This window comes from Weissella kandleri, from assembly GCF_045504165.1.
GTDB lineage: Bacteria > Bacillota > Bacilli > Lactobacillales > Lactobacillaceae > Weissella > Weissella kandleri_A.
This window is the reverse complement of record NZ_JBJJNY010000003.1, coordinates 107,400-123,657: the sequence shown is the minus strand read 5'-3', so window position 1 is coordinate 123,657 and position 16,258 is coordinate 107,400. Positions and strand designations below refer to the sequence as shown.

Genomic DNA, 16,258 nt, shown 5'->3' with positions numbered 1-16,258 from the left:
TTGTTTGGGTTAAAAGATAAGAGTACGACCTTTGGAGCTTGCACTTAAACATCACGCTTGCATATGTGATTATTTATTTAATCAGCGAGTAAAGCTTCAACCACATTTTCTAAGTGGAGACCATGAGAAGCTTTAATTAAGACTAAGTCATCTGGTTGTAAGCTGGCTTTTAATTGTTGAATTAATGTCGCCTGATCCGAAGGCGCAAAATGGAAAACGGCTAGGTGCGGCTGCTCAACGCGTAAACGTTCAGCTAAATTTGCCATCAAAGGACCAATTAGGAAAACGGCTTGGAGAGAGGCGCTCGCAATCGTCGGTGCTAAATTCGCATGTAGGCTGGGTCCCTGCTTACCCAGCTCTAGCATATCACCGAGAACAGCATAACGATGACCAGTGGTTTGGACAGCATGAAAGGAGTTCAAGACGGATTGCACCGCCGTAGGATTGGAGTTATAAACATCACTCAGAATTTGCGTACCGTTTCGCATTTTAAGCCACTCAGTCCGATTTTGAGTAATGGTGGCATTTTCTAATGCCATTTGGATTTTTTGGTCATTAATTGCTAAGAGGTGGCCCACGGCAATGGCCGCCAAGGCATTACTAATATTGTAAATTCCAGAAAGCGGTAATTTGAAAGTTAAGTCAGATTGATTAGTTTTAAATTCGGCCGTCATTTGATGCAAGACCTGTTCGGTAGCATAAAAATCATTGGTCGAGTGAAGTCCAAAAGTAGTCGTTTGGAGTTGCGCATATTGTTGCGCGCGTTCCAATAGTAATGGTTCATCCCCGTTATAAACCAAAGTTCCTTGTGGTTTGAGGCCGTTGATGATTTGCATTTTGCCGTCAGCAATCCGGGCTCGAGTTTTGAAAAACTCGATGTGGGCTTCCCCAATCATGGTTAAAACGGCAATGTCTGGGGTGACTAATTTAGAAAGGACATCTAGGTCATCTGGGTGATCCATGCCTAATTCAATCACTAGTAATTCTGTATCAGCAGGCATGTTTAAAATTGTCTGGGGGACCCCAAGTTCATTATTAAAATTTTGTGGAGTTTTGGCCGTCCGATATTTGGTGGCTCCAATCGCAGCGATAAAGTCTTTGGTCGTAGTTTTTCCGTTTGAGCCAGAAATGGCTACGACTTTTGGTGTCACTTGTTGGAGATAGTACTTAGCGAGTTGTTGATAAGCTTTTAATGTGTCTGAAACTAAAATGACTGGGACTGTTGTGGGGTAACGGGGGTGATCTTTGGCCCACAAAGTAGCGACGATACCGTTATCAATGGCGCCTTGAATAAAATTATGACCATCATTACCCCAAGTAATCGGAATGAAGAGGGTATCATGGCTAGCTTGGCGCCCATCAAAGACCACCGTTTGAACGGTGACGTCTGGATTATTTTGTATTAATTGACCATCAACAATTTGGGCGATTTCTGTTAGAGAATAGTTCATAAAAAAGCTCCTTTAGTAAAAAAGATTAAGTTACCTATATTCTAACAAAAAACTCAGCTTAATTCTGATATAATAAAAGTTAGTAAGCTTAAAAGCATAACAAATGAAGAGGTAGAAAAAATCAATGGCTAAAAAGATTGGAATTGACTTAGGAACAGCAAATGTTTTAATTTTTGTCGAAGGGGAGGGAATTGTATTAAACGAACCTTCCGTAGTGGCAGTGGACGCTAAAACAGACCGTGTTTTGTCAGTGGGGACGGAAGCTTATCAAATGGTTGGACGGACACCCGGACACATTCGGGCAGTTCGGCCCTTAAAGGATGGGGTTATTTCTGATTTTGATATGACGGAAGCCATGTTGTCATACTTTATTAAAAAGTTGAATTTGAAGAGCGTGATGAGTCGTCCTAATATTATGGTAGCGGCCCCAACAAATATTACTGAGATTGAGAAGAAAGCGATTATGCAAGCCGCTGAAAAAGTTGGTGGTGCTAAGGTTTATTTGGAATATGAGCCGAAGGTAGCTGCTATCGGAGCAGGTTTGGATATTTTCTCACCCACGGCGTCAATGGTTATTGATATGGGAGGTGGGACTTCTGATATCGCGGTGTTGTCATTAGGTGATATTGTTTCAGCACGTTCAATTCGTGTGGCTGGTGATAAGCTCAATGCGGAGATTACCAATTTTGTAAAGCGGCGACATGGCTTGCAAATTGGTGAACGGACGGCTGAGCAGATTAAAATTAGTATTGGAGACGCAAGGCAGATGGATGACCCAATGACGATGACGATTCGTGGTCGGGACATGTATGATGGAATGCCGGAATCAGTTGAAATTAATTCTAATGAGATTGAAGAAGCTTTGCATGATTCACTGCAACAGATTGTGCACGCCGCGCATGAAGTGCTTGCTGAAATTCAACCGGAATTAGCTTCAGATATTTTGGACCGGGGAATTATTTTAACCGGTGGGGGTGCCTTGTTACGCAATATTGATAAGTTGATTACCGATGAATTGGGTGTACCAGTCTTTGTCGCTGATCACCCACTCGATAATGTTGCGCGGGGTGCCGGTGAATTATTAGAACATATGCATGATTAAGAAATAAAATCAGTTTGAGGTGAAGAAAAATGGCAGCGCGAAAGAATAAAGCCATTGATGTCGAAATTAATGATTTAGGACATCAAGTGAGTGAAGTAAAAATTAATAAAAATGTCTTAGGACAGATTGATGAAAGTACTGCGCCTATAAAAGTTCAAATGGGAGCTAATCGTAAACAGATGGTTCACACATTTGACGAAGGGATTGAAGTTTTAATTGCGGAGTATAATTTGCACCACTAAAAAGGAGCGTTTTGAATGACGAGACGAATTTTAGGGGAAAAAGGCGAAGTCGATTGGAGTATTATTTTTGTGGTGCTGATGTTGGCTTTAATTGGTTTAGCATCAATTTATGTGGCCGCGAGTCATGATGCTGCAACAGTTAGTGCTTCAAAAATGATCATTATGCAGGCAATTTGGTATGTTTTGGGAATTGCTTCGATTACATTTATCATGCAATTTGATTCTGAACGACTTTGGCGGATTTCGCCATATATTTTTGGTATCGGTGTCTTTTTAATGTTGGCTGTCTTGATTTTCTATAGTCGGTCTTACTATGCACAGACCGGAGGTAAATCTTGGTTTGCGTTAGGTGGCTTGACCTTTCAACCCTCTGAGGTGATGAAACCGGCCTTTATCTTAATGTTAGCGCAAGTGATTACTAACCATAATTTAGAGTACACTGAGCATACCCCCGCCAATGATTGGCTGCTCTTAAAGCGGATTGCTTTATTGAGCTTACCAATTATTTTGTTAGTTTTATTGCAGCATGATTTTGGAACGATGTTGGTTTTCTTAGCCATTATTTTTGGTATGACGTTAGTTTCAGGGATGTCATGGCGAATTTTGGGACCGATTATTGGGGGCGCTGCAGCATTAGGGATTACGGCGATTTCTTTGGTTGCTAGTACCGCAGGTCGAAAAATATTAGGTCACGTCGGTTTCCAAGCCTATCAGTTTGCGCGGATTGATGCATGGCTACACCCAGAAGGCGACACTTCCAATTCAGCATACCAATTATGGCATTCTATGATGGCGATTGGTTCAGGTGGTATGACAGGAACCGGGTTTAATGTTTCGCATGTGAATGTCCCTGTGCGCGAATCTGATATGATTTTTTCAGTTATTGGAGAAAATGCCGGGTTCGTTGGATCATTATTAGTATTGCTCTTGTATTTCTTGTTGATTTATCGCATTTACCGAGTGGTGATGGAAACATCAAACCAATTTTATGCGTATATTGGGGCAGGAGTTATTATGATGTTGCTATTCCATATTTTTGAAAATATTGGAATGAGCATTGGATTGGTCCCATTAACGGGAATTCCACTCCCTTTTATTTCACAGGGAGGATCTGCGTTAATTGGAAATATGATTGGAATTGGATTAATTATGTCGATGAGTTTTCATAATCATAATTACACGCTATCAGAGCAGGAAGGATTTTCATAGTGTTTAAAATTGGCTTTATTGGTGCTGGAAACATGGCGCAAGCGATGATTAAAGGCTGGTCGCATTTAGACCGCGAACAGGTGCAACAAATGGTTTACGCACGACATTCCGCTACTGCTGTGGCTGAGAAGTTGCACATTCAAGCGGTGCCAGATATGGAAACATTAGCACAAGAGAGTGATATGATCATTTTAGCAACGCCACCGACCGCTTTAGCTGATATTGCCCACCAGATTCGTTCAGTAGTGGCATATGCTAAGAATAAGATTGTGGTTTCAATTATGGGAGGGATCTCATTGGAAATGTTGCAAGCTGCTTTTGGCGATCAGACTAAGTTAGTGCGGGCCTTACCAAATGTGAATGTTGCAGTGGATGAAGGCTATATTGCCATGGCGGCTGGACAAACTTTGACCCCTGATGAAAAGGGTGCGGTGTTTGCTATCCTTGCTGAGCTGGGCCGGGTGGAAGAATACCCAGAAGCACAATTTGGGGCAGTGAGTGCCCTAGCCGGTTCAGGACCTGCGTTTATCGCTGGCTTTGTGCAAGCTTTGATAGGGGCTGGCCAGCAAGCGGGGTTAGAGAATGAGACGAGTTCTAAATTGGTCCAGCAAACCATTCAAGGAACTTTGCAAAAAATGGCAACGGAAGAAATTACACCGCTTGAATTAGCACACCAGGTTATGACGCCTGGTGGTTCGACGGCGGCCGGTTGGGACGTTATGCAAGAACGTGATATTGACCAGATGATGGATGCCGTAATTCAAGCAACCATGAAGAAAAATGCTGAATTTGAATAAAATTAAAAAAATGCTTGCCAAACATTTAAAAACTTGGTATTATATTATTTGTTGTTAAGCGACAACAAATAATAATGGCTCATTGGTCAAGCGGTTAAGACTCCGGTTTTTCACACCGGCATCCAGGGTTCGACTCCCTGATGAGCTATCAGATAAAGCACCTTTTATGGGTGTTTTTTTATTTATAAAATTACTTTTGAGGTACGCCATGGTTTTTAACCGGGCAATTGATGATGAGTTCTTACAACTCCTCTAATTTATGTTATGATAGTTTTAGATATATTGAATTTACAGGAGAATTTTTATGCTAATTTTGTTAATTGCAGGGGTAGTTCTTTTAGTCCTAGCAGGTATTTCGTATTATCAGAAACATTCCGTGCGCTACTGGATGATCATCGTAGGATTGTTATTAGTGCTTATTAATGGAATTGGGATGGGAATGGCCGGTTCTAAACACTTATTTATGGAAAAGCAAACGATGAATAAGACGGTTCAATTGGCCCCTAAGTCAACGGTAGTGGGGAAGTCGTTTATTGTGTCCACAAATGCTAAAAATGGAACTTTTAACTATCATTACACATGGAAGAATAAAAATTATCGAGTAAATCCTAAGGATGGCGCTACGCATTTTGCAAAGGGGGATAAAGCGGTCTTAAAGGAACGGATTAGTAACTATCAAGCTACTAATTTCTTTGATAAATTTATGCTCGTGGGATTGACCACCCAAACGGAACCAAATGTTGATTATACTTTTGTTCTACCCGACAATTGGTATATTATTACCAAGCAACAAAATGATGAAATTCAAAAGATGATTGCTGAGTCTAAAGATGGCATGGACGATAAGATCAAAAAAGGGGTAACGGACGCAATTGAGGCTGAGGTCAAAAAGAATCCAGATTATTTGAAGGATAAGGATGCGCAAAAAGATACACAAAATAAAATTGTGGAACAAGTGACAGGTGAAATTAACGAAAGTTTAACGCAAAAAGTTGATGAGAAGTTGACAGAATGGAATGTTGCCAAGTAAGAATCGGGTATAAATGGATGAAATATACATTGGAAATTCGGATTGCGCAGGATCAGATCATTGCTTCCGCCATTGATGAAAATGGAAATCGGCGGGATGTTTCCCATCCGTATTCTAAAAACTGGTTGGTTGCGATGGCTAACTTAGATTTGCAAGCACTTGGTACCATGTTCATTCATGGTTTGGAGCAGTTCAGAGAGCAATTGCCACCTCGTTCACAAGTACAACTGATTCAATTGCATGATAATACTGACGGCTGGGCTTTTTTAAATCAAAATGATGTGACTCTCGCCAGTGGCGTTTTATCAGGAGCCCAATTACCAATTGCCCAAGGTTATTTGCGAGCTTTACGGCTAAATGGAATTGCTGGTCAACTGGAAGCTAAAGCAGGAGTCACATTTACGGAAAATTTGCCTTTGTTGGCGGTGTTATGGCTGAAAAATGAACAACCACACTTGTTTGAACAAATGGCGCGTATTTGTAGCTTGCAAGAATATTTACACCAAATTTTGACGGGTAAGGATCAAATTACAACGCATTTGGCGGCGCGAACGGGACTTTATGATTTAAATCATGCTACATGGGATCCGCAAGCATTGGCTTTGGTTAATTTATCCGTCGATCAATTACCACAAGTTGTGACCGCAGATAAATTTGCAAGTCAAATTGTGCCAGAAATGGTAGAAAAATTAGGCCTATTAAAGGATACCCAAATTCGTTGGTAGGTTGTATAATATAAAATGTTGCTGGAGATGCGATTAGTCAAGGAATTAAGGGACCTAGGACTGCTTATTTTAAGAAGGTGCGATGCCTTGTCGTCCAGCGATCATTTAAGTTGAGGGGTGAAGGACTCGACTGAAATGGGAGAACGGCTAAATGGGGACATTTAGCTGGATGGAAGAATGATTTAACTGTCGTGGTGGATCAGTTAAATCAATATGGTGAAAAAAGATGGGGACATCTTTGAAAAAGTGCACGCTCAATTTGTGAGAAGCACTTTTTTATTTTAAATAAATTCAGGGTGACAAACGTAACCGAAGGAGATTGAAGTGATGAAATTGATTTCTTGGAATATTGACAGTCTAAACGCAGCTTTAGAACATAAGTCGGCACGAGGTGAGTTGACATGGCAGACATTAAACGCAATTGCGCAATTGCAGCCCGATGTTTTTGCTATTCAGGAAACGAAGGCGAAAGCGACAGGTTTAACAAAGAAGCAAAGGATGAAATTAGAAGAGCTTTTCCCTGGTTATTATCAGTATGCCAATTCCAGTACTGGACGGTCAGGCTATGCGGGAACGTTGATGTTAGCGCGGGTTGAGCCTGCACAAGTCACTTTTCCAACGATTGGCGCCCCTGGTGAAATGGATCGGGAAGGGCGCATTATTACCTTAGAATATCCTGATTTATATATTTCAACCGTTTATACGCCAAATTCAGGTTCTGAGCTTAAGCGTTTAGCTGATCGACAGGTGTGGGATGATGCTTATCGGGCTTATCTATTAAGGCTGGATTCTAAAAAGCCAGTGATTGCTAGTGGCGATTATAATGTGGCCCATCAAGAAATTGATTTGAAAAATCCAAAATCGAACCATCACTCAGCGGGCTTTACGGATGAAGAACGTGATAAATTCGGGCAATTGTTAGCAGCCGGGTTTATTGATACCTTTCGGGCGTTACATCCGGATCAAAGCGGGGTTTATACGTGGTGGGCGCAAATCAGTAAGACCGCTAAAATTAATAACAGTGGTTGGCGCATCGATTATTATTTAGCATCGCAGCGCCTGCAAGCTAATTTGCAAGATTTTCAAGTTTTGGATACTGGGGAGCGGCGTGATCACGCTCCTATTTGTGTGGAGTGGGACCTTTGAAGTTGGGATTGATTGAATACACCTTAAGGGTGCTTGATTTTGAGTTAAAATTAAAAAAGATAACTAAATAGTTGACAGGATATGTGGTTTCCTGTATATTTAATTATTGTTGTTGAGGTAATTTAACTCAATGGCCCAATGGTCAAGTGGTTAAGACGTCGCGTTCTCATCGCGGAATCCAGGGTTCGATTCCCTGTTGGGCTATTTTATATTTTGGAAGACTGTTGTATCGTTGATATAACAGTCTTTTTTGTTCATTTAATCGAAGTTAAGCTGGGTTTTGAATTTTGAAAAGTGTAAGCTTTGACTTTAAAAAAGTAGTTGGTGCATGACTAAGCTTGATGATCTAAATTTAAAAATCTTCCAAGGATGGTATGGTTAATTCACTGGATTTCACGGGGAAGCGCCCCAACCTTTTCTGATCCATGATACAATAGGGGTAATTATTGTATGGAGGAATTGGATATGAGCTTTAATTTATACTTGGTACGGCACGGGGAAACCTATCTGAATAAATATGATCGGATGCAGGGGTGGTCTGATGCACCTTTAACTGATAAAGGGATTCAAGACGGTCAGGCAGCAGGCAAGCGGTTAGCTAATATCAAATTTAATCATGTCTATTCCTCAGACTTAACGCGGGCGGTTGATACTGCAAAATATATCATGCATGAAAATAATGAACGTGATGCTATTCAATTCCCAGAGACTTTGCCAGAATTCCGTGAAGAATTCTTTGGTTCATTTGAAGGTTTGCATGGGGTTGATTTGGCAGACCAAATTCAAACACAAGAAGGTTTGCATGATATTAAGGCTTATGGCGATTTGATGGGTCAGTTAACGCAAGATGAGTTGATGGATGCCATTGCAAAAGCCGACCCATACCATGATGCCGAAAACGCAGAACAATTTTGGGCACGGTTAGAACGTGGTTTGAAATTCCTGCGTGAACATGTGCAAGATGGAGAGAATGTTTTAGTGGTTGCACACGGCACTTTGATTCGCAATTTATCAGGAAAGTACGCCGGACGTGAATACACGCTCTCAAGTATGTATAACGGATCAGTATCTAAGTGGACGATGGATGCTAAAAGTATGGAGTTAGAAGTATTTAACGATATTGAGAAAGTGTGGTAACGCGATGCATGAAAATGATGATACGCCGCAGGTTACAGTTTTATTAATTGGGCTTGATCAAGGAGTTTCGCAGTTTGATTATCAAATGACAGAGTTAGCGAATTTAGCTCAGGCGAATCAGATGCAAGTGGTTGGAACTTTAACGCAAAAGTTAGATCGCCCCATTGCGGCAACTTATTTTGGAAAAGGAAAAGTTGACGAATTAAGGGTTGCTGTTGAAGCTAATGGAGCGGAGATGGTAGTGGTTAATGATGAATTATCACCTTCACAAATTCGTAATTTGGAAAATGTAACTGGTGCGCGCATCATTGACCGGACAGCTTTAATTTTGGATATTTTTGCGTCACGAGCGAAGACGCGTTTAGCTAAATTACAAGTTGAAATGGCGCAATTGCAGTATCAGTTGCCACGTTTACGGACGAGTTTAAATATTCGTTTGGATCAACAAACTGGTGGCGGCGGTGGTAGCTTTACCACGCGTGGTTCTGGTGAGACGAAATTGGAAACGAGTCGGCGTTTAGTGGAACAGCAGATTGCTGGCATAAAAAAAGAAATCGCTGAGATTGATGTTGATGATCAAAACCGGCGGAAGCATCGCGATGAGTTGTTGATGCCTACCGTCGCGTTGGTTGGTTATACCAATGCGGGGAAATCAACGGTTATGAATCAATTAGTAGAACGTTTTGGAGCCAACCAAAGTAAAACGGTCCTTCAGGCGGATATGCTCTTTGCAACCTTGGAAACGTCAGTACGCAAAATCTTTTTGCCGGAGAATCAAACCATTTTACTATCTGATACAGTTGGTTTTGTTTCAAAGTTACCGCACCAACTGGTTGCAGCATTTAAAGCGACGTTGGTCGAGGCTGCACAAGCGGATTTACTTTTACAAATTGTTGATTTTTCCGATCCGAATTATCAAGCAATGATGGACACCACCCAACAGACTTTGGCTGAAATTGGGGTCAAAGATATTCCGATGGTGACTATTTACAATAAAGCCGATCGTTTAGAGAACGTTCAATATCCGGAAGCTGCTGGCGATGGAATTGTGCTGTCGGCTCAAGATGCCGCTTCGATTGACTATTTGGTTACAGTTTTGCAGCAAAAATTATTTGCTGATTTAAAAACATACCAGCTCTTGGTGCCTTTTGATCAAGGTCAAGTTGTAGCTAAATTAAATGAAGATGCTATTATCTTAGCAACTGAATATGAAGCCGACGGAACTTTGTTGCAAGTCCGCTTGCGAACTGAACAATTACCACGCTATGCAAAGTATCTGACGGAGTAATCAGTGCTTTGATGATTAAAAAATTGAAAAAGACTGCTAGATTGATGTATGCGTCAATGCTGGTGGTCTTTTTTAATTGATTATTTGTCAAATAACCTGATAAGAAAGAATAATGACCGCTTAAGCTAAAAGTATTTACGCATGAGGTAAAATATGTTGTAATTAGCATGCTGTTTTTAGTTAAATGTAAGCTAATTGAATCATAATTAATGGCTGAAGGGTTGATATGATGCGTTTTCTAGACGTAATAAGCTAAACCTAATTTTAGCCATTTAAAGGGACTAAATTTAGGTTGTTTTTAATATAAGATTGGAGTAGACTAATCAGTACTGTTATTTAGGGTAGAAAAGGAGATGAATTTATGGATTTATTAAAACCGTACTTTGTTAAGTATAAACGTGATATATTTATTACCGTTTTGTCCGTGATTGTAATGGCGGCGGCGGCGTTATATCAACCACGACTTTTGCAAGATGTGATGAAAGCTATTACTGAAGATAAAATGAGTCAGGTCAATGCAATTGGGGTTCGGCTAATAGCGGTGGCAGCGATTGGATTGATTGCAGGAGCGATTAATGCAATTTTTGCCGCTAAAGTTTCTCAAAATATTGCGGCCGATTTGCGAGAAGATCAGTATCGGAAAATTCAAACATTTTCGTTTGCTGATATTGAGCACTTTTCAGTAGGAAATCTAGTGGTACGGATGACCAATGACATCCAGCAAGTGCAGACCCTGGTAATGTCTGGGTTGCAAGCTCTTTTGCGGATGCCCATTCTTTTTGTTGGAGCATTAATTTTTGCAATTAATACTTTGCCACAATTGTGGTGGATCATTGTGATTATGGTCGTGACGGTGGTATTAATTACCGCCTTTGTTTTCTCAAAAATGGGTCCGTTATTTGGGCGAATTCAGGGTTGGATTGAGAAAACCAATAATTTGGCGAAAGAAAATTTGCAAGGAGTACGGGTTGTTAAATCATTTAACCAAGAACAAAATGAAGAAACGCGTTATAATGAAGCTTCTGGTGAATTAAATAAAATTAACATTAAAATTGGATATCTTTTCTCAGTGATGTCACCATTGTTTATGCTGGTAGGGCAGTTGGCAATTGCTGGTTCAATTTGGTATGTTGGAACGCAAGTTAATGAACATCCCATGTGGATTGCAAGTGTCTCGTCATTTACTAATTATTTGATGCAAATTATGATGGCCGTGATTATCGGTGGGATGGTTATGTCTTTTGCTGCACGTGGAATGGTTTCGATTAACCGGATTAAAGAGGTTATCAATACAGAGCCAACCATGCAATATGATGATAAGGCTCCTGAAATTGAGCTAATGGGTTCTGTTGAGTTCAAGGATGTATCATTCCATTATCCAGATGATGAACAAGACGTCTTAAAACATATCAACTTTAAAGCCAATGCGGGCGAAATGATTGGGGTAGTTGGTGCGACTGGATCTGGTAAAACGACGTTGGCACAGTTGATTGCGCGGTTATTTGATCCGACGGCGGGAACGGTTGAAATCGATGGACATGATTTAAAGCATGTTAATGAGAAATCACTACGGCAAACCGTTTCATATGTTTTGCAACGGGCAACCTTGTTTTCTGGAAAAATCGCTGATAATTTACGTCAAGGTAAATTAGACGCCGATACTGAAGAGATGCGTCATGCAGCTAATATTGCGCAAGCCGCTGAATTCGTCGAGCGTTATGAAGACACCTATGAACATGTCGTTGAAGAACGTTCAGCTAATTTCTCAGGTGGCCAAAAGCAACGTCTTTCAATTGCGCGGGGAGTGATTGCGGACCCGAAAATTTTGATTTTGGATGACTCAACGTCGGCTCTGGATGCTAATTCTGAAAAACTCGTGAAAGAGGCATTGGACCGTGATTTGCAGCATACAACTACCTTTATTATTGCGGAAAAAATTTCATCAGTGATTAATGCTGATCGAATCTTAGTCTTAGATGAAGGTAAGTTGGTGGGTGAAGGGTCACATGCTGAATTATTAGAGACGTCCCCAGTTTACCGTGAGATTTATGGTACTCAAAAAGCGCAGGAGGTGAACTCATAATGAAGGATTTTTGGCAAGCAATTAAATTCTTTGCGCATTATTTTAAGCGCTTTAAGTTTGGAATGTTCCTAGTAGGGATTTTCATCGTTCTTTCAACTTATTTGCAAGTTAAAGCTCCCGTTTATATGGGGAAAGCAATTCAAGAAATGGGGGACTATATTTTCTTGAAGTTAAACCCAATGACGGCGGCAACTGCTAATTTGGATAAGTTCCACCACGCTTTGGGGCTGATGTTATTATTCGTTCTTTCAACGGCAGCGGCAATGTTGATCATGGGAGTTTTGCAATCAATTATTTCGGCTAATTCCGTTAATGATATGCGAACTGGTTTATTTGCGAAGTTGCAACGAATGACGATTCGCTACTTTGATGAACATCAAGACGGTGAAATTTTGGCACGCTTTACTTCGGATTTGGATAATATTTTTAATGCGATGAATCAAGCGATTTTCCAACTCTTTTCACAGATTGCCTTAATGGTCGGAATTATTATTATGATGTTCCAACAGAATGTGAAAATGGCCTGGATTACGATTGCTTCTACACCATTAGCGCTCTTAATTGCGGTGGTGGTAGTGATTCAAGCGAAGAAATATGTTGATTTACAACAAAAAGAAATTGGACACTTGAATGGTTATATTAATGAACAAATTAATGGTGAGCGGGTTATTATTACAAATGGCCTGCAAGCGGAATCCATTGATAAGTTTGTAAAGCATAATGAAGAAGTACGTTCAGCGACTTATAAAGGCCAAGTCTGGTCAGGAATTTTGTTCCCATTGATGTCTGGAATGAGTTTAATTAACACAGCGATTGTGATTTTCTTTGGTGGGTCAATGGCTTTGAACGGTGATTTGTCACGTTCAGCGGCCTTGGGCTTGATTGTTATGTTTATGTCATTCTCACAACAATATTACCAACCAATCACCAATATTACTTCGACTTACAATATGTTGCAGTTGGCCGTAACTGGAGCTCATCGTTTATCTGAAGTCTTTGCGCAAGATGACGAAATTTCGCCGGCCAATGGGCAACAACTTACAGGTATTAAGAATGAAGTAACATTAGACGACGTCCACTTTGGCTACAAGCCTGATAAAGAAATTTTGCATGGTGTGTCAATTGATGTGAAAAAGGGGCAGATGGTGGCTCTGGTGGGGCCAACTGGTTCAGGAAAGACAACTGTCATGAACCTGCTTAACCGCTTTTATGATGTGACGGCGGGAACTGTTAAATTTGATGGTATTGATGTTCGTGACATGGACTTGCGCAGTCTGCGTGACCATGTTGGAATTGTTTTGCAAGATTCAGTGCTCTTTAGTGGAACCGTGCGAGACAACATTGTCTTTGGAAAACCAGATGCAACGGATGATGAAGTGATTTCAGCTGCGCAACAGGCGAATATTCATGATTTCATTATGTCATTACCAGATGGTTATCAAACACATGTTGATGACGAAAATTCTGTTTTTTCAACAGGACAGAAACAGCTTTTGTCAATTGCACGAACGATTTTAACTAATCCGGATCTTTTGATTTTGGATGAGGCGACTTCAAACGTGGATACCGTGACTGAAGCGAAGATTCAAAAAGCAATGGAAGCCGTGATTTCAGGGCGAACGAGCTTTGTGATTGCCCACCGTTTAAAGACTATTCTTTCTGCAGATAAGATTGTGGTCTTAAAGGATGGAAATGTCATTGAACAAGGAACGCACGCTGAGCTCTTAGCTGAGCATGGTTTCTATGCGGAGTTGTACACTAGTCAGATGGTTTTTGAATAAAAAATAATAAGACAAGCTGGATATGTTTATTGAAAAACAAAGAGTAAACTAAGTGACATGGTTATTTTGGTTTACTCTTTTTATTTTTAGGCGCAGATATGGTTCGGACATCTAAATTTTGAAATAGGTGTATATTTTAGTAGTAAATTGGTATAATGACAACAATCATAATGTAAAAAAATAAAGGAGTAGCAATAATGGCGTTTTTAGAATTGCGCAACATTAAAAAATCATACTTTTTAGGCCAAAAAGAATTTGCGGTTTTAAAGGGCATTGATTTAGATTTTGAATTGGGTGATTTTGTTTCGGTCTTAGGTGAATCAGGGGGTGGTAAGTCAACCTTGATGAATATTATTGGCGGTTTAGATCGGAACTTTGAAGGAGAAGTTACAATTGATGGACAAGCCTTAGACCATCAACAAGAGAAAAAATTAGACGAATATCGACGCGGAACGATTGGCTATATTTATCAATCATATAATCTAATCTCGCATTTAACAGTTTTGGAAAATGTGTTGATTTCTTTGGATATGACGACGTTAGGGCACAAGGAGCGCGAAGAGCGGGCGAAAGATTTGTTAGCGCGGGTTGGCTTGGCTGATCAAATAACCAAACATCCAAACCAACTATCAGGAGGTCAAAAACAACGAGTTGCGATTGCCCGTGCTTTGGCGCCGGATCCTCAAGTAATTATTGCTGACGAGCCAACTGGGGCTTTGGATTCACAAAATACGGCTGAAGTCTTAGAATTATTGCAAACGATTGCGCAAGAAGGTAAGTTAGTGATTGCCGTAACGCATTCTCAAGATGTGGCCAATCACGGAACGCGGATTGTACACCTAGCTGATGGAAAAATTGATAGTGATGAACGTTTGCATCCTGCCTACCCAGTTACGGGTAAGGAAGTTCGCTTAGGCGCTAAAGCAATGCCATTAAGTGCTAGTTTCCAAAATGCTTGGAAACACTTTGCACATAATTTCTGGCGTAATTCGCTTATTATGCTTGGAACAGCAATTGGACTCTTTGCCGTTTTGTTATTCTCTGGTTTGGGAAATGGGGTAAATGCTTATATTAATAAGCAGGTATCTGATTTAGCCAATCCGGATTACCCTACGATTATCAAAAATGTTTCGACTAAAGAACAATCTAAGGGGAAAGAAGCAACCGATTTGATGCAAAATACGTATCAGTCGATGATGACAGACTATAAGAAAGCTACCTTGTCAAATACTTCCTTACATCAAATTGAAAAAGTAAAGCATGTTAAACGGGTTGTGCCAGGTTACACATTTATGAACGTGACAATGTCTTATCAAGGACATGATGTTCAAACGCCTAAGTACCAAAGCTGGACACCAGCCACGAGTAAGTCAATCATTAAGGCGGGTCATGCGCCAAAGCAAGGTGAAATTTTAGTTGATCAGAAGTCTTTCGCTAAAGAAATTGATGCTAAAAACTGGCAGTCAATTATTGGTAAAGAGGTAACGATGAGCTTTGTGGCGTATGATGCCAATAATACGCCGATGCCATTGACGAAGACCTTTAAGGTTGCAGGGGTCGTTGAATCTGCATCACCCGTGGCAATCACGGATTTGGCAACGATGAAGCAAATTTTGCAAGATGAAGGGGCTAATACTGATTATACATTTGCCTCAGCGCAAATTGACCAGACTGATAATGTCAAGCAAGCCGTCAAAGATATTAATGCGCTGCAAGATGATACGGGGACACAGAATGTCTTAGCGATTTCTATTGGCTCAATGCTTGATACGATTAATACGATTGTAAGCTTAGCTACTAACGTTTTGGCTGCCATTTCTGGAATTTCATTGTTAGTTTCAGCCTTGATGATTATTGTAACCATGTACATGTCAGTGTCTGAGCGGACGAAAGAAATTGGAATTTTGCGGGCCTTAGGTGAGTCAAAGCGTGATATTCGCCGTTTGTTTACGTCTGAATCATTGATTATTGGAATTATGTCAGCCATTCTTGCTTTAGTTATGGCATATGGTCTTGGCTTTATGATGAATACAGCTTTGTACAAGATTGCGAAGTTTAATATGATTCAAGTCAGTGTCAATAATATTATCTTTACGATTATTGTGGCATTAGTGATTTCATTCTTAGCGGCTTTGTTGCCAGCGCGACGGGCTTCACGATTGAATCCAATTGATGCATTAGCAGCTGATTAATGTAGATTGTTGGTTAGATGTAAAATAAGGATGGGTAACCATCCTTATTTTTTAATTAGTTGTTTTTTTGAGCCG

The 16,258-nt window shown here is 40.4% G+C and carries 13 protein-coding genes and 2 tRNA genes; 14 read left to right on the top strand and 1 reads right to left on the bottom strand.

Annotation, left to right across the window (positions count from 1 at the left end):
* Positions 1–77: 77 nt before the first annotated feature.
* The gene (locus ACJQWY_RS02870; RefSeq protein WP_407076246.1) at positions 78–1,451 is read right to left on the bottom strand and encodes a UDP-N-acetylmuramoyl-tripeptide--D-alanyl-D-alanine ligase; all 1,374 of its coding nucleotides are present in this window, start codon (positions 1,449–1,451) and stop codon (positions 78–80) included.
* Positions 1,452–1,575: 124 nt separating this feature from the next.
* Here ACJQWY_RS02870 and mreB point away from each other — a divergent pair, with 124 nt between their 5' ends.
* From mreB to ACJQWY_RS02800, 14 genes are all read left to right on the top strand, one after another.
* Positions 1,576–2,553 carry a rod shape-determining protein gene (gene mreB / locus ACJQWY_RS02865; RefSeq protein WP_407076245.1) on the top strand — a complete coding sequence of 326 codons (978 nt, stop codon included), beginning with the start codon at positions 1,576–1,578 and terminating at the stop codon, positions 2,551–2,553.
* A gap of 29 nt (positions 2,554–2,582) precedes the next feature.
* The gene (locus ACJQWY_RS02860; RefSeq protein WP_407076244.1) at positions 2,583–2,795 is read left to right on the top strand and encodes a DUF2969 domain-containing protein; all 213 of its coding nucleotides are present in this window, start codon (positions 2,583–2,585) and stop codon (positions 2,793–2,795) included.
* Positions 2,796–2,810: 15 nt separating this feature from the next.
* Positions 2,811–4,004 carry an FtsW/RodA/SpoVE family cell cycle protein gene (locus ACJQWY_RS02855; RefSeq protein WP_407076243.1) on the top strand — a complete coding sequence of 398 codons (1,194 nt, stop codon included), beginning with the start codon at positions 2,811–2,813 and terminating at the stop codon, positions 4,002–4,004.
* Positions 4,004–4,801 carry a pyrroline-5-carboxylate reductase gene (gene proC / locus ACJQWY_RS02850; RefSeq protein WP_407076242.1) on the top strand — a complete coding sequence of 266 codons (798 nt, stop codon included), beginning with the start codon at positions 4,004–4,006 and terminating at the stop codon, positions 4,799–4,801. Before ACJQWY_RS02855 ends, proC begins: the two co-directional genes overlap by 1 nt.
* 76 nt (positions 4,802–4,877) lie before the next feature.
* Positions 4,878–4,949: transfer RNA gene (locus ACJQWY_RS02845), tRNA-Glu, on the top strand.
* A 156-nt stretch (positions 4,950–5,105) separates the two neighbouring features.
* Complete coding sequence (locus ACJQWY_RS02840; RefSeq protein ID WP_407076241.1) at positions 5,106–5,831, top strand: DUF4811 domain-containing protein; 726 nt, start codon at positions 5,106–5,108, stop codon at positions 5,829–5,831.
* Positions 5,832–5,848: 17 nt separating this feature from the next.
* A complete protein-coding gene (locus ACJQWY_RS02835; protein ID WP_407076240.1) occupies positions 5,849–6,556 on the top strand; it encodes an FGGY family carbohydrate kinase in 708 nt (235 codons plus the stop codon).
* A gap of 327 nt (positions 6,557–6,883) precedes the next feature.
* Positions 6,884–7,702, top strand: a complete 819-nt coding sequence (locus tag ACJQWY_RS02830) for an exodeoxyribonuclease III (protein WP_407076239.1) — start codon at positions 6,884–6,886, stop codon at positions 7,700–7,702.
* Positions 7,703–7,834: 132 nt separating this feature from the next.
* Positions 7,835–7,906, top strand: a tRNA-Glu gene (locus tag ACJQWY_RS02825).
* Between the two features lie 261 nt (positions 7,907–8,167).
* Positions 8,168–8,839, top strand: a complete 672-nt coding sequence (locus ACJQWY_RS02820) for a histidine phosphatase family protein (RefSeq protein WP_407076238.1) — start codon at positions 8,168–8,170, stop codon at positions 8,837–8,839.
* A gap of 4 nt (positions 8,840–8,843) precedes the next feature.
* Positions 8,844–10,127, top strand: coding sequence for a GTPase HflX (hflX, locus tag ACJQWY_RS02815; protein WP_407076237.1), 1,284 nt, complete (start codon positions 8,844–8,846; stop codon positions 10,125–10,127).
* Positions 10,128–10,488: 361 nt separating this feature from the next.
* Positions 10,489–12,210 (top strand): ABC transporter ATP-binding protein, encoded by a 1,722-nt coding sequence (locus ACJQWY_RS02810; protein WP_407076236.1) that lies wholly within the window; start codon positions 10,489–10,491, stop codon positions 12,208–12,210.
* Complete coding sequence (locus tag ACJQWY_RS02805; RefSeq protein WP_407076235.1) at positions 12,210–13,991, top strand: ABC transporter ATP-binding protein; 1,782 nt, start codon at positions 12,210–12,212, stop codon at positions 13,989–13,991. Before ACJQWY_RS02810 ends, ACJQWY_RS02805 begins: the two co-directional genes overlap by 1 nt.
* 197 nt (positions 13,992–14,188) lie before the next feature.
* Positions 14,189–16,183: an ABC transporter ATP-binding protein/permease gene (locus ACJQWY_RS02800; RefSeq protein WP_407076234.1), complete on the top strand. Its 1,995-nt coding sequence runs from the start codon at positions 14,189–14,191 to the stop codon at positions 16,181–16,183.
* Positions 16,184–16,258 lie beyond the last annotated feature (75 nt).